Annotated in this window: 17 protein-coding genes; 6 read left to right on the top strand and 11 right to left on the bottom strand. The window is 54.9% G+C overall.

What is annotated here, in order from left to right; translation table 11 throughout:
- Positions 1 to 12: 12 nt before the first annotated feature.
- Entirely contained in the window at positions 13 to 2016 is a 2004-nt protein-coding gene (ftsH, locus tag CA54_RS18725) for an ATP-dependent zinc metalloprotease FtsH (RefSeq protein WP_231963125.1), read from the bottom strand.
- Between the two features lie 334 nt (positions 2017 to 2350).
- On the opposite strand from ftsH, the gene CA54_RS18720 reads away from it, so the two are divergent.
- Entirely contained in the window at positions 2351 to 3010 is a 660-nt protein-coding gene (locus CA54_RS18720) for a DUF2459 domain-containing protein (protein WP_197532605.1), read from the top strand.
- A 138-nt stretch (positions 3011 to 3148) separates the two neighbouring features.
- Here CA54_RS18720 and CA54_RS18715 read toward each other — a convergent pair whose 3' ends face one another.
- The 3 genes from CA54_RS18715 to CA54_RS18705 form a co-directional block, all read right to left on the bottom strand.
- A complete protein-coding gene (locus CA54_RS18715; RefSeq protein ID WP_146372535.1) occupies positions 3149 to 3970 on the bottom strand; it encodes a glycosyltransferase family 2 protein in 822 nt (273 codons plus the stop codon).
- 246 nt (positions 3971 to 4216) lie between these two features.
- On the bottom strand, positions 4217 to 4816 hold the full coding sequence (locus tag CA54_RS18710; protein ID WP_146372534.1) for a hypothetical protein: 600 nt from the start codon (positions 4814 to 4816) through the stop codon (positions 4217 to 4219).
- A gap of 131 nt (positions 4817 to 4947) precedes the next feature.
- Positions 4948 to 6678, bottom strand: a complete 1731-nt coding sequence (locus tag CA54_RS18705) for an NADPH-dependent assimilatory sulfite reductase hemoprotein subunit (protein ID WP_146372533.1) — start codon at positions 6676 to 6678, stop codon at positions 4948 to 4950.
- 329 nt (positions 6679 to 7007) lie between these two features.
- Between CA54_RS18705 and CA54_RS18700 the strand changes: the two genes are divergently transcribed.
- From CA54_RS18700 to glgX, 3 genes are all read left to right on the top strand, one after another.
- The gene (locus CA54_RS18700) at positions 7008 to 7484 is read left to right on the top strand and encodes a phosphatidylglycerophosphatase A family protein (protein WP_197532604.1); all 477 of its coding nucleotides are present in this window, start codon (positions 7008 to 7010) and stop codon (positions 7482 to 7484) included.
- A 212-nt stretch (positions 7485 to 7696) separates the two neighbouring features.
- Positions 7697 to 8566 (top strand): bifunctional methylenetetrahydrofolate dehydrogenase/methenyltetrahydrofolate cyclohydrolase FolD, encoded by an 870-nt coding sequence (folD, locus tag CA54_RS18695; protein ID WP_146372531.1) that lies wholly within the window; start codon positions 7697 to 7699, stop codon positions 8564 to 8566.
- 84 nt (positions 8567 to 8650) lie between these two features.
- Positions 8651 to 10807 (top strand): glycogen debranching protein GlgX, encoded by a 2157-nt coding sequence (gene glgX / locus CA54_RS18690; protein ID WP_146372530.1) that lies wholly within the window; start codon positions 8651 to 8653, stop codon positions 10805 to 10807.
- Positions 10808 to 10870: 63 nt separating this feature from the next.
- Here glgX and CA54_RS18685 read toward each other — a convergent pair whose 3' ends face one another.
- The 6 genes from CA54_RS18685 to trkA form a co-directional block, all read right to left on the bottom strand.
- Positions 10871 to 12988, bottom strand: a complete 2118-nt coding sequence (locus CA54_RS18685; protein ID WP_146372529.1) for a thioredoxin-like domain-containing protein — start codon at positions 12986 to 12988, stop codon at positions 10871 to 10873.
- Positions 12989 to 13204: 216 nt separating this feature from the next.
- Complete coding sequence (locus tag CA54_RS18680) at positions 13205 to 15925, bottom strand: hypothetical protein (RefSeq protein ID WP_146372528.1); 2721 nt, start codon at positions 15923 to 15925, stop codon at positions 13205 to 13207.
- A 222-nt stretch (positions 15926 to 16147) separates the two neighbouring features.
- A complete protein-coding gene (locus CA54_RS18675) occupies positions 16148 to 17170 on the bottom strand; it encodes a hydantoinase/oxoprolinase family protein (RefSeq protein ID WP_146372527.1) in 1023 nt (340 codons plus the stop codon).
- Between the two features lie 16 nt (positions 17171 to 17186).
- Positions 17187 to 18218 (bottom strand): ATP-grasp domain-containing protein, encoded by a 1032-nt coding sequence (locus CA54_RS18670; RefSeq protein ID WP_146372526.1) that lies wholly within the window; start codon positions 18216 to 18218, stop codon positions 17187 to 17189.
- Between the two features lie 126 nt (positions 18219 to 18344).
- Positions 18345 to 18749, bottom strand: a complete 405-nt coding sequence (locus tag CA54_RS18665; RefSeq protein WP_146372525.1) for a hypothetical protein — start codon at positions 18747 to 18749, stop codon at positions 18345 to 18347.
- A gap of 243 nt (positions 18750 to 18992) precedes the next feature.
- Complete coding sequence (trkA, locus tag CA54_RS18660) at positions 18993 to 20333, bottom strand: Trk system potassium transporter TrkA (protein ID WP_146372524.1); 1341 nt, start codon at positions 20331 to 20333, stop codon at positions 18993 to 18995.
- Between the two features lie 275 nt (positions 20334 to 20608).
- Here trkA and CA54_RS18655 point away from each other — a divergent pair, with 275 nt between their 5' ends.
- Both CA54_RS18655 and CA54_RS18650 read left to right on the top strand, forming a co-directional pair.
- Complete coding sequence (locus CA54_RS18655; protein ID WP_146372523.1) at positions 20609 to 21271, top strand: phosphoribosylanthranilate isomerase; 663 nt, start codon at positions 20609 to 20611, stop codon at positions 21269 to 21271.
- A gap of 345 nt (positions 21272 to 21616) precedes the next feature.
- Positions 21617 to 22927, top strand: a complete 1311-nt coding sequence (locus CA54_RS18650; protein WP_146372522.1) for a DUF1015 domain-containing protein — start codon at positions 21617 to 21619, stop codon at positions 22925 to 22927.
- On the opposite strand, the gene CA54_RS18645 is transcribed toward CA54_RS18650, so the two are convergent.
- Positions 22908 to 23378, bottom strand: coding sequence for a YbaN family protein (locus CA54_RS18645; RefSeq protein WP_197532602.1), 471 nt, complete (start codon positions 23376 to 23378; stop codon positions 22908 to 22910). The two genes, CA54_RS18650 and CA54_RS18645, sit on opposite strands and share 20 nt — an antisense overlap.
- Between the last annotated feature and the right edge of the window lie 34 nt (positions 23379 to 23412).

Genomic DNA, 23412 nt, shown 5'->3' with positions numbered 1-23412 from the left:
GGCGGGATCGTACTATTTCTCCGATCCCCCCCGGGTGCGGGAGACAGCCGCACCGATGATCTCACTGATGTCGTCAGCAGCGAGTGCCTCTTTCTCCAAGAGACCTTGCGACAGTTTATCTAGATCTTCACGATTTTCGGTGAGCATTTGCGTTGCGCGTTCGGCAGCACCAAACAGGATTTTTTGTACTTCCTGGTCGAGAATGCGAGCGGTCTCGTCGCTGTATTCTCGTTGGTGCTCAGCGATCTCCTTACCCAAAAAGGGTTGATGCTCCGCGTGCCTGAGCGAAATGGGACCGATCGCTTCGCTCATGCCCCAATAGCCGACCATCCGCCGCGCCAAATCGGTCGCTTTTTTGAGATCGTCCTCAGCGCCGGCACTGAATTCGTCGAACACCAGTTTCTCCGCAGCACGGCCGCCCAACATAAACGCCAGTTGTGCATGCAGCCGTTTCTCACCGACATTGTAGCGTTCTTCATCGGGAACCAATTGGGTGACTCCCAACGAACGTCCGCGGGGGATGATGGTGACTTTGTGCAACTCATCGACGTCGGGGAGCAACCAAGCCAGCAGCGCGTGACCTGCTTCGTGGTACGCGGTCATTTCCCGTTCATGCTCGTTAAAAACTTCTTCACGGCGCGGGCCGAGCAGGACTTTGTCGTGGGCATATTCAAAGTCCTCGTTTTCAACACGGTCTTGGCCTTCGCGCGTGGCGTGCAGGGCAGCTTCGTTGACGAGGTTCTTCAGGTCCGCTCCGGAAAACCCAATCGTCCCCCCGGCGATCGAATCCAAATCGATGTTGTCCGCCATGGGGACTTTGCGGGTATGCACCTTGAGTACGCCTAACCGGCCTGCTTTGCTGGGACGGTCGATTGTGATGTGCCGGTCGAAACGTCCCGGACGCAACAACGCGGGATCCAGCACATCGGGGCGGTTGGTGGCGGCTAAGACAATCACCGCTTCGCTCGGTGTGAATCCGTCCATCTCACCCAAGATTTGATTGAGCGTCTGCTCCCGTTCGTCATGTCCACCACCAACGCCGGTTCCCCGCGCGCGGCCCACTGCGTCAATTTCATCAATGAAGATTAAACAGGGCGCACTTTCCTTGGCGGTACGAAACATATCGCGGACGCGGCTGGCCCCCACGCCGACAAACATTTGGATGAATTCCGAACCGTTGATCGAGAAAAACGGGACCCCGGCTTCACCAGCGGTGGCGCGGGCCAGCAAGGTTTTGCCGGTTCCCGGTGCTCCCATTAGCAAAATTCCCTTGGGGATTTCTGCACCAAGTTTTTGAAACTTGGTGGGGTTTTTCAAATACTCGACCACTTCCTGCAACTCGGATTTGGCATTTTCCATCGCGGCCACATCGTCGAACGTGGTTTGTTGCTCCGCCGGCATGAAGCGTTTGGCGGGGCTTTTAATAAACCCACCCAGCATCCCGCCCTGCCCCATCGGGTCAGAGGTGCGGCGCATGATGTACCACAAAACTCCCAACATCAACAGAATGGGAAACAGGACCATCAACAGAAACTGTGAGCCCCACGGTGTTTTGGCGCCGGTGACTTCTACCTTTTTTGCATCCAGGTCGGCGAGTAAATCCTTATCCTCAGCCGGTGGGCGAATGACGTTGAATTTCTTCGGGAACAACGCTGGCTTGGATTTCTCTCCGTCCGCATCGGCTTTGGGCGGAGGAGTCGTCGCACTGTCTTCCAGTTGACGCTCGGGAGGTTTTTTCCAAGTGCCGTAAATGGTCTCCTCTTCAATCAGCACCGATTCGATATTGTCGGCGGCGAGCTGTTCGCGGAAAAAGTCATACCGCACATTCGCCAGTGATTCCTCACGATATTGCAGCCAAAAGAGGAGCAACACCACACTGATGAGGATGAACATCAACATTCCCCGCGAAATCGGAGCGGGACGGATCGGCCGTTTGGCGCTGGAGGGACCGGTCGACGGTTGCGGGGGACCGGAATTTGGGTTGTGTGGTGGGGGCGAGTCCGTGGGGGTATTCAATCGAGGCTCCCTGCCTTTTGTGTGCAAACTATCAAATTGGAGTGCCGTTACCGGCTCATACAGTGTGCAGGGTACTAAACGAGACGCGAACTGGCAATTTAGGGCACCATCGGACACTCGTGAATATTAGGATAGTAAACAGCCGCAATGACCGTCGCTCCCTGATCGGCGTTTTTCGCCGGTCCTCAAAAGTCACACGGTGTTTTTTATGAAAACCACCACAATTGTAGTGCCAATCCAGGTAAGCGCCGTTTTCAAAAACATGAGGTGGGGTATAGATTGCGTCCGTGAACAGGGGGAAGACTGGCTAGGTTTTTTGAAATGGAATCGTAAGATGCGTTTCTCTTTGTTCGGCTATGTGGTTTGCTTGCTTTTTATCTGCGGGGGGTGTGCGACCCCAATTCAAGAATTATTTCCGGTTCGTGGGCAATCACCATCACGCACTGTTTATGTGGTGAGTCACGGTTGGCATACCGGACTGGTCGTGTTGCGGGATGATATTCCTGCGGACCTCTGGCCCGAAATTGCCGACTTTCCCAATGCGCGATATCTTGAAATCGGTTGGGGAGACGAAGGTTTCTATCGGGCAGAGAAAATCACCGCTCCGCTCTGCTTAAAAGCGGCGTTACTACCGACGCCGAGCGTGATGCATGTTGTCGGATTCGATCAGCCGTTAGAGGAATTCTTTCCCACGAGCTCGATCATCCAGGTGGAATTAACTGAAGCTGGGTTTGATGAACTCTGCCAACACATTTCCGACGCGCACGCCCGAGATGATTGGGGGCAAGCCGAATCGTTAGGACGTGGGATTTACGGAAATAGCCAATTCTACAGGGCGAACGGTTCGTATTATTTTCCTAAAACATGCAATGTCTGGACGGCGCGGGGCCTGCGGAAAGCCGGTTGTCCGATCGTTCCGAGCATCGCCGTCAATGCGGGGAACGTCATTTCACAAACACGTGACTTCGGCCATGTGATACGCGATGTGAAATAGCATGCGGCAACTTCCACATCATCGATGCGGAACATCAGCAGCGCATCTGTAGCTGTGGAGACGCAGGTCAAACGGCGGCCCCCATGAATGCCCGCACATGTGCGTTTGTGCGACAGGTCATCCGTGGTGGGAGTGCCTTTAGTCTTTCCAGGCGTAGCGGACGATGCACCACAGCGCCTTAACGCCGTCGCGCCAGCCGATCTTTTTGCCTTCGGCGTAGGGGCGACCATTGTAGCTGATGGAGAGCTCATAGATTCTCAAATCGCGCCTCGCGATTTTAGCGGTAATCTCCGGTTCGAATCCGAAGCGATCCTGTTTTAACGTGGGCAAGATGTCCTGCAGCACTTCCCGGCGAAAAAGCTTGTAGCAGGTTTCCATGTCGGTGAGGTTCAAGTTTGTGAAACAGTTCGACAAGGTGGTCAGCACTTGGTTGCCCATGTAGTGCCAATAATATAGCACCCGGTGCGCGTAGTCGCCCAAAAATCGTGAGCCATAGACCACGTCGGCTTTGCCGGTTAGGATTGGTTGCAGCAAGCGGGGAAACTCTGAAGGGTCGTATTCCAGGTCTGCGTCTTGAACGACGATGACGTTGCCGGTCGCCGACTCAAACCCCGTTCGCAGCGCCGCTCCCTTGCCGCGATTCACTTCGTGGTATTTGATCTGCAATCGATTGGAATCGTCGTCGCTGGCTTGTGATTCCAAGGACTTGAGCAGTTCGATCGTGCCATCGGTGCTGCCGTCATCGACTAGAATCAATTCTTTGCGAATCGGAACCGCGCGGACGCAATCCACGAGGGTCATCAGAGTATTCCGCTCGTTGTAGATCGGAATCACAACCGAGAGCAGAAAGTCTTCGGGAATCGCATAGACTCCCAACTGTCGGCAAACGCCCTCGCCAAATTGGTTGAGGAGCGTATCGTACCAAGGTTGAGAATAAGGGGTCTCGCTCGATTCGTTCATTGCCTAGATCCGTCAATTCGATGATTCGCAATAGTTGCCGCTGTCGGTATAGGGGCTAGAGCCGATATCTCCAACAAAAATCTCCATCGAAAACGCCGCGATGTAGGCATTGGAGGCAGGGAGACTATATAGCACACTGCGGGAAACGCACAAAACCCCATTTAGGAAATGGCGTATAGAAGAACGCGAGGAAAAACCTCGGTTTTCCCGTCGTGGTGTGATTGCGGTGCCGCGGGGGCGGGGGTTTTACCGTTGGTGCCAATACCGATTCAAGCTGCTGTTGCCCGACGCGAGCAGTTTCTGGGCCAATGTGGCCACCTGATGCGCGATCCAGCGGCAGGCTTCGACCGTGGTGGTGGCCAACCAAAGACAACAATCGGAAATCCAGTTGACCAGCCACGGACGGCGGGCTGCACCCAGTGCACAAATCTCATCGACCGACAGGCCCCGATCGAGCATCTCACGCTGAAAGGCCAGTGCCCGCTCCCTGCGACCGGTTCGGTAATCGTCAACCATGCGCACCATGGCTGCGATGTTTTGGCGGAGCGCCGTCGCCAAACCGCGAACGCATTCTACGGTGTATTGCCAGCAATGGTGTAGAAACTGGAGGCATTTTGTGACGTAACCCCGGTGCTGGCCCGACCAAAGTAGGTCGATATCCGCGGCCGAGAGACCTCGGTTGAGCAGATCGTCTTTAAAAGCCAGCTCTAATTCACGCGTGCGATATTTGCGATATTGAATGGCCACCGCGCAAGCGATCAAGCTGACGGAGGCCAGGATCATGCCCAATGTGCCGGCCAAAAACGCGAGTTGGGGTTCATTCAGCTTGAGGAACTGATCCAACATCGTCGTTCTCCCGCTCTAACGAATAGTAGTGAAATCCATCAAACTCAATTGAGAATCGTTTCTGGCTATTCGTTAGATCCTAGGCGTTCTTGATCGAAAAAACAAAAAAATTGTCATTCGGCCCGCGAGGTTTAAGTCGCTGCAACCGCCGCCAATTTTTCTTGTCCCAGACGATCGCAAAAATCACCAAACGATTCCCCCGCATTGCGTTGTTCTTTGAACAAGGCGAACAGCGGCGAGAGTTTGGGCACGATTTCCGTCGAGGGCACCATATCTTCGTAGATAAATGCCAACCGGGTGCCTTCGGCATTGCCTCCGAGGTACAGCGTATACTTCTCGCCCGCCGCTTTGCCAACAAGCCCGATATCGGGCGTGTAGGGGCGAGCACAGCCGTTGGGGCAGCCAGTCATGTGCAGCGAAATCCGCTCGTCCGTCAGATCCTGTCGTGCCAGCTCCGCTTCAAATTCCTCGATCAGGCTGGGCAAGGCGCGTTCGGATTCGGTAATCGCCAATCCGCAGGTCGGCCAGGCGGGACAAGCGATTGCGAGCCGACGGAACGGCGTCATCTCCTCTGCGGCGGTTATACCGTGAGCAACCAGAAGGGCTGTGATGTCGTCGCGATCCTTGGGTTCGATGTCGCAAAGGAGAACACTTTGCAATGCCGTCAGCCGCGTTTCCATCCCGTATTTTTCCAGAATCGTGCGCAAGCCGGTTTTGTACCGCGCTTCTTCCGAGTCTTGAATACGTCCGCTGGGGACGTTGATTCCGACGAACCATTTGCCGTCCCCTTGTTCGTGCCAACCGAGATGGTCGTCGACATCGGTGACCACAACGGGGCGCGGATCAGGCAGAGCTTGGCCGTAATATTCTTCGACTTTGGTTTTGAACTTCTCCACACCCCAGTCGGCGATCAGGTATTTGAGCCGGGCGATTTTGCGGTCGGAGCGGTTTCCAAAGTCGCGTTGTACTTTCACAACGGCTTCAGCTACGTCGACGGCCTGTTCGGGCGTGACAAACGCCATCGGTTTGGAGAGATAGGGGAATGTTTTCTTGGCCGAAGGAGTCGCACCCATGCCACCCCCGACTAGAACGTTGTATCCCACGATTTCATCACCTTCGACCACTGCCAAGAAACCAAGATCGTTGGAGTGAATGTCGACACAATTATCTTCCGGCAAGGTAACGCAAGTTTTGAATTTGCGAGGTAGATACGTTTTGCCGTAAATCGGTTCCTCAACCGGTTGAAATTGGGCGGTCGCGTTGGTCTTTTCACCGTCCTCGTCGGTCAGCCAAATTTCGTAATAGCTGGTTGTTTTTGGTTTGAGGTGTTCGGCGATGGCATCGCAGAGCGCCTGCATTTGATCGTGTACCGGGCTGTTTTTGAACGGCGCCGGGCAGCACATCACGTTGCGTTCCACATCGCCACAGGCGCAGAATGTCGTCAGTTGAGAGTCGTTGATGGCGCGGATCGTCTCTTTGATGTTGTCCTTCACCACGCCGTGCAGTTGAAACCCTTGCCGCGTCGTCACTCGCACCGTGCCGTTGCCGTATTTTTCACAGAGATCCAATTCGGCGAGGAATTGGACCGAAGTGACCTTTCCGCCGGGAATTCGCGTGCGGACCATGCAGCTGTACGATTTGCCCTTGCGCGAACCGTCTTCGTTTTTTTGCCCGCGTTCGTCTCGATTGTCTTGTTGGTACGAACCATGGAACTTCAGAAGCTGCAGCGAGTCGCCGGAGAAGTGATCCTCATCGGCGGCCAATTCCTCGGCAATGGTACCGCGCAGTTGTTGACTGGCTTCTTTGAGTACTTCAATCTTGCTGGGCTTCAGCGGCTTGTCTGCTTTTGTATCGGTGGCCATACGTTCTTTCAGACTCCAGTGGCTATTGCGGCCAATCTGCTGCCAAACCGAAAAGTCATGGCAGTGGGTCGCGTGATAAACAGATTCAAAAATCGCCGTGTCACTGGCGGGACGCGATGGAATTGCGGTTTACTAGGCATTTCGCCTGTCGTCAACGGCAAGTATAATTCTTCTTTCCGTTTTTGAGTAGGGGACAACCAAATCCTAGGGAGGATTGCAGTTGCGCCCGGCGTCTTCTAGAGCTGGCTGCAACCGGGCTGAGTTTTCGTTAGCCTCAAATCTGCCTGGAACACGCAGTTTTGCTTTTAACAGAGCACGAAGGATCGATTTTGAAGCCGTTTTGGGATAATGCAGTGCTTCTGCTCGGTACTGGGTTGGGAATCGGTTGGATTCCCGTTGCGCCGGGGACATTTGGCACATTGTGGGGACTGCCGTTGGTGTGGGGAATCCAGCAGTTTCCATGGCCAATTCAGTGTCTGGCGATCGTTGGGCTCTTTATGATCGGGATTCCAATCTGCGGGCGTTCGGCGAAATTAATGGGGACCGACGACCCTGGTGGCGTGGTTTTTGACGAAATCGCTGCCATGCCGATCGTGTTTCTGGTGACTCCGCTGACCTGGGCGACGGCCGTCTTTGGATTTTTATGGTTTCGCGTGTTTGATATCTTAAAACCGCCTCCGGCATCACGGTTGGAGAAAATGCACGGCGGGCTGGGGATTATGGCCGACGATAGCATGGCCGGGATTTACGCCGCCGTAGCGTTGTGGGCCACCGCGAAAATCTGGGGGCTGGAAACGTTGGTTTGACGAAATAGGCAACAGGCCCAACGAATTCTATGCGTCGCGACAAAGGTAAGACACACCCAGGCCGGCAATGTTCGCAACGACGACGAATTGGCCGGCGACATTTTTTTCGAACTTCCATATGGCCAACCGGTGTGCGAAACGCTATGAAATGGAGAACCGGTGAGGCCGGACTGAGAAGATTCGGAAATCCAGCGACAAGGACAATTTTTGACGTGCCTGCACACATAATTGACGGCAAGGCGTTGGCTGAGAAATTGCGGGGGGAGATCGCCAGCGATGTCTCCACCTTCACCAACGAAAGCGGAGTCACGCCCCATTTGGCTGCGGTGCTGGTGGGAGAAGATCCGGCGAGCGCCGTCTATGTTCGCAACAAGGAACGCGCCTGCGCCAATGTCGGAATCGGCAGCACCTTGCATCGGCTTCCCGCGGAAACCACGCAGGCCGAATTGTTGGAGTTGATTGGTCAACTCAACGCAAACGACAGCGTGCATGGTATTTTGGTGCAGTTGCCTTTACCCGCGCAAATTGAAGAAAAAGCAGTCCTTGACGCCGTCTCCGCCCTGAAGGATGTCGACGCATTTCATCCCGAGAATGTGGGATTGATCGTGCAAGGCCGTCCACGCTTTTTGCCCTGCACGCCGTGCGGCGTCCAGCAAATGTTAATTCATCATGGCGTACAGACAGCCGGCGCACATGCGGTTGTGATCGGGCGAAGCGAAATTGTTGGCAAACCGTTGGTCAACATGCTAATGCAAAAAGGCGAAGCCGCCAACGCGACCGTGACGGTCTGCCACAGTCGGACACGCGACCTGAACGACATCACACGTCAGGCAGACATTTTGATCGCTGCGATCGGTTTGCCGCTATTTGTGAAGGCCGACATGGTCAAGCCTGGTGCGGCGGTCATTGACGTGGGAATCAACCGGCTGGAAGGCAAATTGGTCGGAGATGTCGATTTTGATCAAGTCTGCGAAGTCGCCGGGGCGATTAGTCCAGTTCCGGGCGGAGTCGGACCGATGACGATAACGATGTTGTTGCGCAATACATTGACGGCTGCAACCTTATTGAGAAAAACGAGTTGATGATCCGGCGCTCTTCCCGATGAAGGGGCGTCCCGTACTTTTGGGATGCGGTTTATTACAAGAACAGGGACGGACGAAAAAATTATGGCAGTCGACCAAAATATTCGTGAAAAATTGTTTCAGGTCATTGATAGTAATTTCTCCATCTCTCGTGGATCGCCCATGCCGTTGGGGCCGACATTACAGCGGCACGGCATCAACTTTGCCGTTTTCTCAAAACACGCCACCGGAGTGACGTTGGTGTTGTTCGTGCCGGGCGAAATGGAGCCGATCGCGGAGTTTCCGCTCGATCCGCACTACAACCGCACTGGTCAGGTGTGGCATGCCTTTGTGAGCGGCGTCGATGTGGGGATCCAATACGGTTACCGCATGCAGGGACCACACGACCACATCCACAAATTCGACTACGATCAGGTGTTGCTCGATCCTTATGCCCGTTCTGTGTCGGGAAGTTCCCGTTGGGGATCACGGCACGACATCGACCATCATCACGATCCGCTTGCCGAAGGGGGCGAAGTCCACGGCCAGCATTCGGTCGTGGTCGACGGCGAATTTGACTGGGAATTCGATCAACCGCTCAATCGGCCGTTGTGGGAAACGATTATCTACGAAATGCACGTACGGGGCATGACGGCGAACAAGAATTCGGGCGTGAAACATCCCGGCACGTTTAAGGGACTGATCGACAAGATCCCGTATTTGAAGGAATTGGGGATCACCGCCATCGAACTGCTCCCCATCAATGAGTTTGATGAATCGGGGAATTGGCGCCGCAATCCGCTGACGGGCGAACGGTTGTTCGACTATTGGGGCTACAACTCGATCGCTTTCTTCGCCGCCAAAGCCGCGTATGCATCGGACAACGGCGTCGGCGCTGAAGTGAATGAATTCAAAACGATGGTCAAGGCGATGCACGATTCAGGCATCGAGGTCATCCTGGATATTGTGTTCAATCACACGTCCGAGGGAGACGAGCGGGGTCGAACGTTGTCGTTTCGCGGCATCGACAACTCAGTCTATTATATGATCGATCCGAAAACGGGACGGCACTACAACTATTCCGGTTGCGGCAACACGATGAACTGCAATCACCCGGTGGTCCGAGACATGATTTTAGACAGCCTGCGGTATTGGGTCACGGAAATGCACGTCGACGGATTCCGTTTTGATCTGGCCTCGATTCTGGGACGGGGGCAGGATGGTTCAGTCTTGCCTAACCCGCCGTTGTTGGAACGCATCGCTGCTGATCCCGTCTTGGCAAATACGAAGATCATCGCCGAAGCCTGGGACGCCGGCGGACTGTATCAGGTCGGGACTTTTCCCGCGTGGGGGCGATGGGCGGAATGGAACGGAAAATTCCGTGATGATATCCGCTCGTTTGTGAAAAGCGATGCCGGCGCGGTTGCCTCATTGGCCACGCGTTTGTCCGGTTCGGCCGATTTGTACCAAGGCAGCGGGCGTGCGCCGTATCACAGTATCAATTTCGTCACCAGCCACGATGGCTTCACGATGTCGGATTTGGTTTCCTACAATTCGAAGCACAATGAATCCAACGGCGAACGCGGTGCCGATGGGGACAACGACAACCACAGTTGGAATTGCGGCGCGGAAGGACCGACGAAATCGGCGGAGATCAATAAACTCCGCAGACAGCAGGTCAAAAACATGGCGACCCTGCTGATGCTGTCCCACGGCGTGCCCATGCTGCTGGCGGGCGATGAATTCGGCCGCACACAAAACGGCAATAACAACGCCTATTGCCAAGACAACACCACATCGTGGGTGGATTGGTCATTAGCGGAAAAGAATAAAGAGTTGTTAGAGTTCTTCCAACGACTGATTCAGTTTCGCCGTCGCAACGCGATTTTTCAGCGTCGGACGTTTGGCGACGATGGCATTACGATTGCTTGGCACGGAATGCATTTGAACCAGCCCGATTGGTCGTGGGAGTCGCGGAGCCTGGCGATGCGGATGTTCGAAAATCAGGGCACCGAAGATTCGACCGATATTTATCTCATCGCACATGCACATTGGGAACCGGCAGCATTTGAGCTCCCGGCTTTACCCAGCGGCCGCAAATGGTACCGATTTATCGACACCGCCTGCGGCAAGGACGCGATTACCGAAGCGGACTGTGAACTTCCACTTCCGGATCAATGCAACTACAGCGTGTTTCCGCGGTCCACTGTTTTGTTGATCGCCAAAGATATCGAAACCCAACCGTTGCCCTCATCGAATTAGCGGACAACGCGAATTCGCAGAGTCGAATAAGACCCGCCCGCGGCTATGTCGCGGTGCGGGTTTTTATCTTTCCGGGGCGGGAACGGTGAGTTTCACAGCCCGTTCCGTCGCAGCAGGTTTGACTGTGATGGGGAGCGACCAATTGGCCGTGCGGATTTTACAGAGTCCGCCAACACCATCGCGGCAAAATTGATAAGTCACCGAGATCAACAACGTCGTTGCGCCGGTTTCCTGCTCAAGCGGCAACGCAAACTCTGCCGCTCCATCAACGAAATCAGCTTCGCCCCGAACGCCCAGATGTTTAGCGGCAATCAGCGATTGCTCTCCCTGAGTGGTCACACGGTAAGTAACGGGTGCGAGTGAGTTGATTTTAAAACCGTCTGGAATGTCCAACTGCACCGCAAAGGGGAGCGTTTTGCCGGCAGCGATTTCAGTGGGGGGCAGTTTCGTGACATTCTTCAGCGGGCGCTGTTTGGCGACCGCTTTCGGTGGCGAGGGGGGCATTAAACCGGCGATTTCCAACGTTGTGACTTGCTGGCTATCCAGATCGGCCACGCGGATTTGATGATTGTTGGTATCAGCGATGTACAACCGCGATCCCGCTACAGCCAGTCCTGCCGGTTCGGAGAACTGCGGCGGCTGAGCTTTGTTGCCTGCCGTGCCGGTTCCCAGGAAAGTCGTGCACTGACGCGTGTCGATATCCACCACTTTGATTTTGTGATTGTAGCTGTCGGCAACATACAACTTGCCGTTGTGGTAGGTAATCCCCAGCGGGTGTTGCAGTTTGACTTCGGCGCCGACACCGTCGACATCACCAAAACGGAACAGTCCGCCGCCGTTTTTGCCGACAAGCGTGGTGACATTTCCCTCGGGGGCTAAGTCGATTTTGCGGACCGCCGACGCTTCGCTGTCCACGACATACAGAAATTCACCATCCGTCGCCACGCCTGAGGGTTGTGCCAGCGCCGACTCGAACAACGGTCCATCAATAACATCCTCACGGCCGGAACCCGCAAAGGGCCGTACCGTGCCAGCGGTTTCGTCGAGCACCCACATCTGGTGTGGACCGGCCATCGCGATGTAAAGTTGGTCGCCGATGGCTGACAACGCCCAAGGGCTGTTTAATGCGGTCGTCAGCAACTCTTTGCCAACTCTGCGGGATCGATTTTGTTCACCCGTACCGGCCAACGTCGCGACTTGCTTGGTTTTGAGGTCGACTTTGCGGATGAGGTGATTTTCGGTGTCGGCGATGTATAGCGCGTCACCCCGCAGAGCCATGCCTTGGGGATGATCGAACGTAGCGGTGTCGTATCCGCCGTCGTCGGTGCCCATGTTGCCATTGCCGATGATGTCCACCAATTCGCCATCAAGCGTGGTGATGACAATACGATTGTTGTTGCTGTCGGAGATATACAACCGATCGGCAGCTTCATCGGCCAGCAGTTTGCCGGGATAGCGCAGCGGAGTCGGTTGCGCACTTTCGCGTTCCAGGTGAAAGTCGATGGGGGTCTCGTCCAGCGTCCCTTTTTTACGGTGATATGCGAGTAACGGCTGGATGACGTGTTTGTCGATGGTTTGGTGTTGGAATTCGCCCGAGTTGTTGCCCACAAAATAGCCTTCGGGATCGATAATACCGATGGTGGGCCAGGATCGCGTGAAAAACTTGCGCCACAACGTCATGTCTGAATCGTTGATGACCGGGTGTTCGATTTCATAACGCATGATCGCTTGGCGAATATTCTCGGTCCCCTTCTCATTGTCGAATTTGGCCGAATGGACGCCGATAACGACCAATTGATCGGGGTATTTCTTTTCAAGCGCTTTCAGTTCCGGCAAAATATGAATGCAGTTGATGCAGCAGTAGGTCCAAAAATCGAGGATGACGATTTTGCCCCGCAAGTCTTGCGGCGTGATTGGACCGGATGTATTCAACCAGCCGTTGCCGCCATTGAAATCTTTGACGCGGAAATGGCGGGTGAACGGATTTTTCTCTTCGACTGGTTGGTCAGCATCGGCTGCTGGTTTTTCGGCTGCCGGCTTTGCATCATCCGCTTTGGGCTTGGTGGCGTCATCAGCGACGGCGATTTGCCCGCCAAAAAGAAAAGCGGCACACAAGCAACCGCTAATGATGCCGTTTGGAATGATGAACTGAGGTTTTAAGTAAAGTCGGTTGAGCTGCATTGCAGAAAGTCCCTCTAGAGCGGTGGCTGCCGGCTGGATTCACAGTGAGCGAGCAGCGTGAGGATACCGCAGCAATGGGATGCCTGACAACCGAAGCTTGGGATGTCGCGCTCTAGAGCCAATGCGATGGCTTGAATGCGGTGAGGCGGCCGCGTTGTCAGACAAGCCGTTGTTGGCATCTGCCGTCTCGAGTTAGCGCAACCGAGAATCCCGCCGTTACGGCGTTTCCACGGGCGGGCGATCTTCCACTCTCCAGCTTTTATTTAGAAAGCGTTTGCCGTCGACTTGGACGGCGCGCAAACTGATTTCTTCGCCGATCAACGTTTCGGCGTTCAGAATGCGGTAAAACTTACGGTCTTCGCCGCGGCCCAGTTTGACGACAGAACGTTTCTGCCGCCGCCGCCCGGGTATCAACAAGTTGCAGTTGAAATTCAGGATTTCCAACGGCTCGGTAATGTTGGTGATGATTTGCTCAACGACGAGTATCGCGTGGCCATGTTTTCGCTCGACATGGTAATTGACATCCAATTTGACTTTGCCGAGCCCCAAGGTGTAAGGGCGGTGCACGGTGAAGTGATATTCGCGGTCGGCGGAGATATCAAAATCGACGGTGGCAGAAAGGTCACCAATGCCCGCACCGCGGGGGAAAGATAACGAGACCGGCAGTTGGAACGCTTCATTCGGCGACAGCGTCAGTGGGGCGCGCAGTTGCTCGACGTTCCATTTGTCGCTGTATTTCAGGTCCGAAGTGACGGTGATGCCCTGACCAAAGGTATTCGTCCCAGTGATCATCTCCTGGTGTTCGCCAAATTCACTAGGGACCCGTTTACGTTGGAATTGCATTGCCAAACGAAAGCGGGCGACCGGTGCGGAACACTTGCGCACGATGATCGGTACGGGACCGACTTGAAGGACTTGTTGCCGTCGGGCTTGCGTGGATTTGCGGTCGATGGTTTGCCGTAGTTCGATGACTTCCGCGGGACGAGTGCGGCCGAACAGGTCGGTGATTTCCACATCTTCGCCCAGGTAAATTGTCTCGGTGGTCGGCTTGTCGTTCCAAATCACCATCAACACTTCACCCGGTTTGGCAAAGACCACGTTCGGGCTGTTGTTGGGCATTTGAAATTTGCCGAGAAACGTCGACTCCTGCAAGGCGAGCGCAGTTGTCCGCCAGGGAAGAAACAGTTCAGTTGGCGAGCCATCGGGATACAACAGCCCGAATTCCGGATCAAACGGATTGTAGGCGAAGACGGCATCCGCGCCGCCCAATTGCGCAACCATCATGCGGCGAACCAGATCAGCTGCGCGTTCGTTGAGTTGGTGATCGGTCGACAACGGCTTAATGAGTACCCAACGCGGAATCCCGGTGGCGGCGGTGCGTTCCAGATGCTGTTGTAATTGGGCGTCGTTGGGAGTCGGGTCTGTGTTCAGCGATAAGAAGCTGTTCGGCAGAGTTTCGCTATCGGGCAATTGCTGTGTCCAATCCCAGTGGACGCCGATTTGCACGTTGCGGCCGACGCGGTCGAATTCTTGTTTGATCGAATCCACAACTTGGGGTAGACGCTTCATGCCGACGAAACTTTTGTCGGATTCATCACCCAATTGCCAATGCCGCACGCGGAAGGAATAACTGGCAATCACCGGTTCTAGGGAGGGATACCAGAAGTCGTTGGGCATGTTGAAGATTTTACCGATGGCCGAGCCGGTGAAGTCTTCAGCGAACTTGTCCATCAACGATTTCGGTGGATGATTCAACAAGCCGACGAGTTTGATGTCCTTGCGTGTGAGGCGTTCGACGAGTTGTGTGACATCGGCCGAGTCATTCATGCCGACGACGCCTTTGTCGGTCCACAACGGATATTTGACCCAATTTACCCCGCCTTGTGCCGCGACTTCGGCCAATTCGGGTACATCCATCTCGCCGGCACCTTCTGTCAGTGACCAGCCAAAGTTACCGTGGCTTCCGGGACGGGCGCGTTCCATCACGGCGAATGTTGTCAGTTTTTGCAGAATCGAAACATCATCTCGCTTGAAGGTGGCGCGGACGCGATAAAAGCCTTTTTTTAGCAACGTTTCATCGTTATGCGTCAATTGGGACAGGTCCCACTTGTAAGTGTGCTCGCCTGAATTGTTCAGATCCTTATCATCCGCGCGCCGCTCTCGTTTGATCCATTTGATCTCCGAATCGCCCTCCGAAGTTTCCGCTTCGGCTGTTTCCAATTCCAAAACGAGTTGGTGTTTGCGACCGACATCGCGGCCTGAAACGCTTGCCTCGATTTGAATCCTTTCTCCTTCGAGGAAATAGTGTTGGTTGTTGTGCGTTGAGATGGTGACCAACGGGAGGCTGACTAAGCGAATGTCATCAAACCAAGCGTCGCCATGGATGTCCATTTTGGCGCCCGCCATCAAGTGACAGCCGATCACCACAAACTTGAATTCCGGTTTCGGATTGAAGGGGCCAACACGCACGGTTTGAAATTCGTCATGTGTCCCCATCACCGCTTGGCTGAGATGGCGTTCGATTCGTTGCCGTTTGTAATTCAAAAAGGAGAGCGAAATGAACGCGGCGTCATGGATCAAACCGGCGGTGCGAATCTTCGCCTCCAGTCCATAGGAATGATCCGTGGCAATCCGAATCGCCGGGGAATAGTACGTCGCCTGTCCGCCGTTGAGGGTGAATTGCAACGACCGTTGGCCGTTATAATCGCTGGGGGCATCGATGGGATCGATGTAGGCTTCGACGTATTCCGGGAATAGCGGTCCGCGCCGCCGACTCCAGTCGGTCGGCTGGGGGAGTTTGTCCAACGTGCGATCTTTTTCGTGATCGAACGTAAACATGCGAACCGTCTCGGCCGCTTCAAACGGATCGCGAGCGTGATCGGCCGGCGTTGCAGCCGCCAACGTCAGGCACAACAACGTTGTCAAACTTCCCATCATCGGGCGGTTCCGACACTTTCCAGCGGAGTGGGGCAAACACCGGTCAGAGAGAACCGGTTCTTTTAGAATCGACGCCCGCCCCGTCTCAACTGGACTTTCACGACGTTTGGCACGGATGCGCGTGCTGCTCGCGTTGTAGTGATCACGGCCGGGACAACAGATAGGGCCGCAGGACCGGCAAAACCGGTAGGTTCAATTTGCCGTTATAAGCTGCTGCCGAAGTTAAGCCGGACCGTCCGCATCCTTAGCCAAACGTGCGACCGCGTAAGCACAGGCTGCTTCGGCGATTGCGGGTGAGGTTTCTGTGGGGAGCAAAATGACCTTACAACCGCGCAGCGTTTCCGATGCTTCACAGAGGCGTGCGGCTAAGAAACTTCCCGAACCAGAGAGAACCACGGTCTCGAACGGTTCGGATTGCCGCTCGCTGATTCGCTGGGCAGCGGTTGACAGAATTTGAAGCTGCACATTCGCAATAAACTGCGCCGCCCCGCGCGCATCTTCCAGCGAGAATTCCTCGCGATCACAACACAGCATCCGCGCCAAACGCGCTCGGGACATCTCGACGGTCGCCGCGCGGCCGTCAGCGGTGTGGAAATCACTCTCGTCGGAGTCAATGTCCTGCAGAATGAGATAGACATCCTGCGTCGTGGCAAATAGCTCTGCCGCCAATGGGCAAAAACCGCCGCGATACGGCACCGAGACGGCCACCGCACAGAGCGGCGTGCGGCGAACGCCAGTGTAAACCAATTCCGTCGATTGCAGTCGCGCGGGATCGGTCAATCCTGCCGCGGCCGATTTGCAGCCCACGAGCGGAATCAAGTCGGTTGTCGTCGATCCAATGTCAATGAGTAATCCGTTGTCGATCTGAAAATGATCGGCTGTCCAACTGGCCAAGGCATGCCAATTGGCGGCAGCCACACCCAGCGGTTCGGCGATCGCTGCAGCCGGTTCGACAAAATCCCCGGATGTCCGCCACACACGCACGGGACGGTCACCCGCGACTTGCTGGACCGCGCGGATCACATGCGCGACGCCTTCGGCCTTCGTCGCAAAGCAATCGGCCAATTCGGCCGTCATGGTCACGGCGAATTGACTCGGCTGCCCAAATGGCGCGAAGAGCGATTCCAATTCCGCTTCCAAGCGGTCGGGCGCTTTCCAGATTTCAAAACTACGCACCGCCGCCTGTCCGTCCGCTGCGGCAGCTTTGAGATTCGCGCCGCCGATATCGAGTCCGAGTATGCTCATGGGCCAATTGGGAATTTCATGTAGTGGTCGAAAATTGTCCGTCGGGGGTAAACGTGATCGTCTGCGACCGCCAGCGAATCGGGTTGGGGAATTTGTCGGGAAACAAGATTCGTTCCGCTAGATTCTCTTCCGCAAGGCGGCGATAGCCGAGGTAGCTGGTCGTCAGTCGTGGATTGATCTCCACAACGACAGCGGAGTCGGGGGCGTCGGCGGGGACGATCAAGTCGATCCCCACGTAGCCTCGCAGCCCGGGAACCGCATTGCAAGCTTCGGTTGCTAGTTGTTCGGTGATTGAGTGCGGCAGGCCTAACGCCGGGACTTGTCCCCCCTGATAGGTGAAAAAACCATCATCCGTGAGCCGTTGCAGCGCCGGTGGAAATCGGTGCACGCAATGGCCCTTGTGGTTAATAAGGACGGCGACCGAAACGGGGGTACCGGGGAGATAAGGCTGCACGATTCCTTGATGCAATTGCGAATCCGCGCCCAGGCTTGCGACCACCGCTTTTAACGTAGCGGCATCAGGGATGAACCGCGTTTCCTGTGATCCTGCGCCATAGCGAGGTTTGATGACGCAGGGAAATTGGATGCTGGATTCGGCAATGTTGCTTGGATCAAACCCGGAGGTGTCGATCGTGGCGACACCCGCTTCTTGCAGTTGGCGAGCGAGTTGGAGTTTGTCGGCGCACAGTTTTATGGCGGCAACGTGCGGTCCGCACAGTGGGCGGTTTTGTGAGATGACACTTTCCGCGCGGCGAGTGAGGTGGTCATCGAATTCCGGTGCGATCAAGAACGTCGCATCGCAGTTTTCGACGAGCTGTTCGAACAGTCGGCGTTCCTCTTGGGCGGTTTGCACCAAATGAACTTCAGCTATGCCATGTGGCGGGGGGCCGAGGCGAGTATCCCAGGTCGTGGCCACATCGATTCCGTCGATGCGGCTCGCGTCTTCCAGAAATGCCGACAACATAGCCCGACCTTCGTCGAGTAGCGAGCCAGCCAACTCCGCAGGCCATGCTCCGCTACACAAAAATTCGCTGACAAACAAACGCATGAGGCAACGGGAGGAATTGAGATGAGTGTGCTGTGGGAGATGTCGTGTTGTCGAACGAAAAACGGGCCTACCGGAGAGTGCCGGCAGACCCGCGATACTGTCATTCCACCTCGAGGAGGTCGAATATTATTCTTTCGGCTTATGTGCTTTGTGGCACTTTGCGCAACTGGCAGCTTTTTTCAGTGCCAATTTTGCTTTTTTGACTTCTTCACCTTTCACGATCATCTCTGCGGGTTCGATCATCGCTGTGGTAAATTTTTTCCAACTCTCTTCCTCACCCATGGGGGGCTTTTGTTTGGCCATATCCTTGAGCATGCCCAAGAACTTTTTGTTTTGTTCTTCGGTCGACTCTTTTTTCTTATTTGTTACAGCGCGGAACAGAGATTTTCCGCCTTTAAAGCCCTTTTCCATGACGTCATGGATCGACATCGGCTTCTTTTCTTCTTCTTTTTTTTCTTCGGCTAAGGACGCACTGGCAGTAACAACAGCGCCAACGGCCACCACCGCGGCCAAAGCAAGCAACTTCCGCATTCTCAATTTCTCCCAATTGAATATCGTGTTGGTGATTCTTTGTGTATCGCCGAGCTTCGACGACATTCGTTAAAAAATCCGCTCCCCCAAAACAACATTTTTGGGATCAGCATGTTCATATATGTTTTAACCAAATCGCCTGAACATCACAAGTCTCGTCGATCTCTTACAGTTAGGATTTGTCGATGGCAGCGGCCTGATTGCATCGCAGGACAATCCTACAACCGTCTTTATGTCAAAGGGTTACGGAGCGAGGAACAACTTCAGAGTTTGATCGATACTCTCCTTCTGGACCAGGACAACCAAAGTATCGCCGGCGCGGACTTGGTCTTCGGCGCCCGGGACCCGGACATAGTCTTCGCGGACGATGGCTGCCACCAGACATTGTTGCGGCAAGTTCAAATCCTTGAGTTTTGCCTTGAGGATCTCCGCTTTGGGAGGGACATCCAACTCCCAAGCCTCCGCAACTCCGCCGGCCAATTCGGTTCTAGCCAGAATCGGTCCGGCCTGCACCATGCCGAGCACTTGTTGCGCCATCACCTCTCGGGGACTGACTGCTTTGTCGATTCCCAATTTTTGGACCACATTGGCATAATCCGGACGGCGGATCACACTCATGATCCGCGGCGCCCCGATTTCCAAGGCTTCGATTCCGCACATGATATTGTCTTCATCGTGTCCCATGGCGGCGACGAAGACATCGGCCTTGCCCACGCGGGCCTCCTTCAGCACGCTGAGCCGCGTGGCGTCATCGTGCAGGACGGTCGTTTCCGACAAGCGCTCAGCCAAGTAGTGGCAACGTTGTTCATCCGCCTCGAGTAGCGAGACATTAAAGCGTTGTCCCTGCAGAATGCGGGCAAGGTTGTAGCCGATTGCCCCCCCGCCGGCGATGATCACACTGAGTTTGGATTCCGTCTTGTGTTGAAAGAGATTACGGACATCCTCCAGCGCCTCGCGTTGGCCGATTAGCGTGACATGATCACCCGCAGCCAGCACGTCGTCGCCGCTGGGAATGTACGTCTTGTGCCCGTTGGAGATCAAACCGACCCTTACTCCTGGGGGGAATTTCAGATCGCGCAAGGGAACACCGGAGGTCTTGGCATCGGCCTCGACAGCCAGTTCTTGAACTTCGATTCCCCCACGGGCGAAGTTTTCTACGGCAAATAACCCGCGTTTGCGGATTGCCTTGGCAAGTTCCAACGCGGTCAGATGTTCCAGACTCAACAAGCGATCGATGCCAAAATGCCGTTGATAATCAAAGGTGCTGGCGTCGCGATAGGTTGGATTAAAAATCCGCGCAATGCTACGCGTGGCCCCCATCGACTTGGCGAGGCTGGCGCCGACGAGGTTGATTTCATCGCCACTGGTCACACTGAGGCACAAATCAGCGCTTTGCACACCGGCATGAAACAAGGTGGCCGCATCACAGGCCGATCCGACGACCGACTGGACGTCCAGATGGTCTTCCACAATTTCCAGCGCCTGCCGGGAGGGGTCAACCAAAATGACGTTATGACGATTGGCGCACAACAATTCAGCAATCGAGGTGCCGACGGTCCCCGCACCGAGAATCACAATATTCATAAAGACTTCGTAGGTTTCAACAATGTTCAGACGTTCCGGATCATGCGTTTGAGATCAGGGAACGGCGTTTCAACGAGGGGGTATTGTAACTGTCTGATTCCGTCACTGCCAATGGACGTCGTGAACCGGTCGATACTGCGGAATTTGTCGATGACACAGTTCCAATTCCAAGGCGCGTGTAGTATGACTGCAAGAGTCAACGAGACTGGTCAGCGTTGCGACAGCGAATTGTTTCAGCAGGCTTACCCTGCACTACTGAACGACGATACCGAACCATGTGGATTAAAATTTGCGGCATTAAGGATGTGGAAACCGCGCAACGGATTGCCGCCATGGGACCTGATGCGATTGGTCTGAATTTCTACCAGCCATCTCCGCGAGCCGTCGATTTCACCGTTGCGGCCCAGATTGCCGCGAAATTGCCTGATTCTGTTGAGCCGGTCGGTCTGTTCGTCAATCACACGGAGGAAGAGATTCGCGCGGGAGCAAAAACGTGCAATCTGCTGACGGTTCAATTGCACGGCGACGAACCTCCCGGTTTTTCTGCGGCGTTTCCAGAGCTGAAAATTATCCGCGCCTTGCGTGTTGGTAGTGACGGACTGGATGAACTGTCCGCCTATTTGGCCGAATGCAACCAACTGGGGACGATGCCCAATTATTGCCTCGTCGATGCTCATGTGCCGGGCCAATACGGCGGGACCGGGCAGACGGTTTCCTGGAAAATGTTGGCACGAGAGTATCGCCGTGACGAATGGCCGCCATTGATCCTCTCCGGAGGATTGACCCCGGAAAACGTCGCAGACGCAATTCGCGCCTGCCGCCCCTGGGGTGTGGATGTTTCCAGCGGAGTGGAATCGACGCGCGGCGTAAAAGATTTAGAATTGGTGCAACGGTTCATCGAAGCGGTGCGGGGCGTGGATTTGAACGAGAACGCTTAACAAAGCAATGATTTCACAAATGGTAGTGCCGCTAGTTAGGTTTTTAAAAATTATAGCCACAGAGTTCACAGAGGACACAGAGAAAAAACTGTGATGAACTGACCGAAATGATTTTATCGCAGCGGAAAGTGCAGTTGAGTGCATTAGCCAACGCGATCACACTCGCTGGTTACGTTTTCATCATTCCTATTTGAGTGCGACTGGTAGCACTTTCCACAGTGCCGACTCAAGTGGGATGGTCATTTCTCGGTGACCTCTGTGGTTAGTACCTGCATGCGTGAGCCAGCTAGTTTAGTGACCAAGACTGTAGCACGGATCGAACAACATACGACGGAGAGTTGACCTATGGCTGATATACATCCCTTTCGTGCTTTGCGGTATGACGTGGCTCAAGTGGGCGACATTTCCGACGTTGTCGCTCCGCCTTATGACGTGATTAACGAGCAAATGCAGACGGAGCTCTACGAAAAACATCCCTGCAATACTGTGCGGTTGATCCTCAATCGGACCGAACCGGGCGACGCCGGAGTGGACGATAAATACGATCGCGCCGCCAACTTTCTCAAACGGTGGGTCAACGATGGCCTATTATCTCGTGATCGCGAAGATGCGCTGTACGTCTATCATCAAGAATTCGATTGGGCCGGCCAGCATTTCGTCCGCAAAGGATTCTTGTGCCGCGTTCGATTGGAAGAGTTCGGCAAAGGAAAAATCTTTCCACACGAACAGACTATGTCCGGTCCCAAAGCGGATCGGCTGGCTTTAATTAAGGCCTGCCACACGAACCTCTCCCCGATATTTGGCCTGTTCCCCGACAGTGACCAAGCCGCGCAGACGCCATTGGAATCAGCGATCGCCGAGATGACCCCCATGGAGGCAACCGACCATCTGGGGGTGATTCATCGTCTATGGGCTGTGACCGACCGAGCGGCGATCAACGAAACCCTGGAAGTCCTGCGGGAGACTCCAGTTTTTATCGCTGATGGACATCACCGTTATGAAACCGCGCTGAATTATCGCAACCACTTAGCCGAGACCGGGAAATTGGCGGATGAAAATTCGCCCGCCAACTTTGTGATGATGATGATGGTCGGCATGAGCGATCCCGGTTTGGCAATCTTGCCCACGCACCGACTGGTCAGTGGACTGCCCGATATGACCAGCGACCAACTCATCACCGCTTTGGAGGGCCTATTTGAAATCGAAGCGGTCGGCGAGGGGGCAGCGGCGATGCAGGAGTGTTGGGATCTGATTGACGCTGACGGCGGTCAGGATGTATTCGGATTCGGCACGACCGCTGATAATAGGTGGGTCTTCGCGCGATTGACCAACGGCAGCTTGATGACCGAACTCGCCCCCGACCAAAGTGACGCCTGGCGAGACTTGGGAGTGAGCGTCCTGAGAAGTTTGGTTTTAGAGCATTGCCTCAAAAACAACATTGCGGGAGCGGACCCCCAATGCACCTATGTGCGGTTGTTGGAAGAAGTCACCGAGGCTCAACGAAACGGCAGTTGCCAATTGGCCTGCCTGGTTCCGCCGGCGGGAATGGAACACATTGAGGAGATCGCCGGGAACTTTGAGAAGATGCCGCCGAAAAGTACCTATTTTTATCCCAAACTGCTCAGTGGGTTGCTGTTCAATCCGCTGGATCAGTAATCGCGGCCGTTTTGACGGTGGCGTGGTTATCGGTCGTGGAAACGCTCGGCAACAGAGCAATCACCGTGAGTCCCACGCCGCCCAAGGCCAGTACAGCGGTGGCCAACGGTGCTGGCAAATTTCCGAGATAAATGGAGACGGCCAACATCAGCACGACCAAAGCGATCGCACGCAGTTTCACCGACTGCCGCACGCCGCGACGTGCGTGCCAATCCTGTAGAATGGGGCCGAGAAATCGCGAATGGGTCAGACGCTCATTTAGAGATGGCGACGAGCGGAGCAAAAAATAACTGGTCAACAACAAAAACGGCGTGGTGGGAAGTCCCGGCAGCAGGATTCCAGCGACTCCTAAAGCAAAAAAGCCCCCGGCGGCGAGCAAATAGACAACCCGCCGCGGACCCGTGGCGACGGAAATCCTGTCGGCAGAAGAGAGGTTTTTTTGATCGCACATGGCGGCCAATTCCCTATCAGCGTTGCTTGATGAG

The sequence above is a fragment of the Symmachiella macrocystis genome (assembly GCF_007860075.1).
Lineage (GTDB): Bacteria > Planctomycetota > Planctomycetia > Planctomycetales > Planctomycetaceae > Symmachiella > Symmachiella macrocystis.
The sequence above is the reverse complement of the archived record's forward strand: the minus strand, read 5'-3'. Positions and strand labels throughout refer to the sequence as shown.

Coding starts and splice junctions, on each gene's coding strand:
- glgX (WP_146372530.1), top strand. CDS start 8,651: ATGGCAGTCGACCAAAATATTCGTGAAAAATTGTTTCAGGTCATTGAT.
- CA54_RS18720 (WP_197532605.1), top strand. CDS start 2,351: ATGCGTTTCTCTTTGTTCGGCTATGTGGTTTGCTTGCTTTTTATCTGC.
- CA54_RS18650 (WP_146372522.1), top strand. CDS start 21,617: ATGGCTGATATACATCCCTTTCGTGCTTTGCGGTATGACGTGGCTCAA.
- CA54_RS18710 (WP_146372534.1), bottom strand. CDS start 4,816: ATGTTGGATCAGTTCCTCAAGCTGAATGAACCCCAACTCGCGTTTTTG.
- CA54_RS18675 (WP_146372527.1), bottom strand. CDS start 17,170: ATGAGCATACTCGGACTCGATATCGGCGGCGCGAATCTCAAAGCTGCC.
- CA54_RS18715 (WP_146372535.1), bottom strand. CDS start 3,970: ATGAACGAATCGAGCGAGACCCCTTATTCTCAACCTTGGTACGATACG.
- trkA (WP_146372524.1), bottom strand. CDS start 20,333: ATGAATATTGTGATTCTCGGTGCGGGGACCGTCGGCACCTCGATTGCT.
- CA54_RS18645 (WP_197532602.1), bottom strand. CDS start 23,378: ATGTGCGATCAAAAAAACCTCTCTTCTGCCGACAGGATTTCCGTCGCC.
- CA54_RS18665 (WP_146372525.1), bottom strand. CDS start 18,749: ATGCGGAAGTTGCTTGCTTTGGCCGCGGTGGTGGCCGTTGGCGCTGTT.
- CA54_RS18680 (WP_146372528.1), bottom strand. CDS start 15,925: ATGATGGGAAGTTTGACAACGTTGTTGTGCCTGACGTTGGCGGCTGCA.
- CA54_RS18655 (WP_146372523.1), top strand. CDS start 20,609: ATGTGGATTAAAATTTGCGGCATTAAGGATGTGGAAACCGCGCAACGG.
- CA54_RS18670 (WP_146372526.1), bottom strand. CDS start 18,218: ATGCGTTTGTTTGTCAGCGAATTTTTGTGTAGCGGAGCATGGCCTGCG.
- CA54_RS18705 (WP_146372533.1), bottom strand. CDS start 6,678: ATGGCCACCGATACAAAAGCAGACAAGCCGCTGAAGCCCAGCAAGATT.
- CA54_RS18685 (WP_146372529.1), bottom strand. CDS start 12,988: ATGCAGCTCAACCGACTTTACTTAAAACCTCAGTTCATCATTCCAAAC.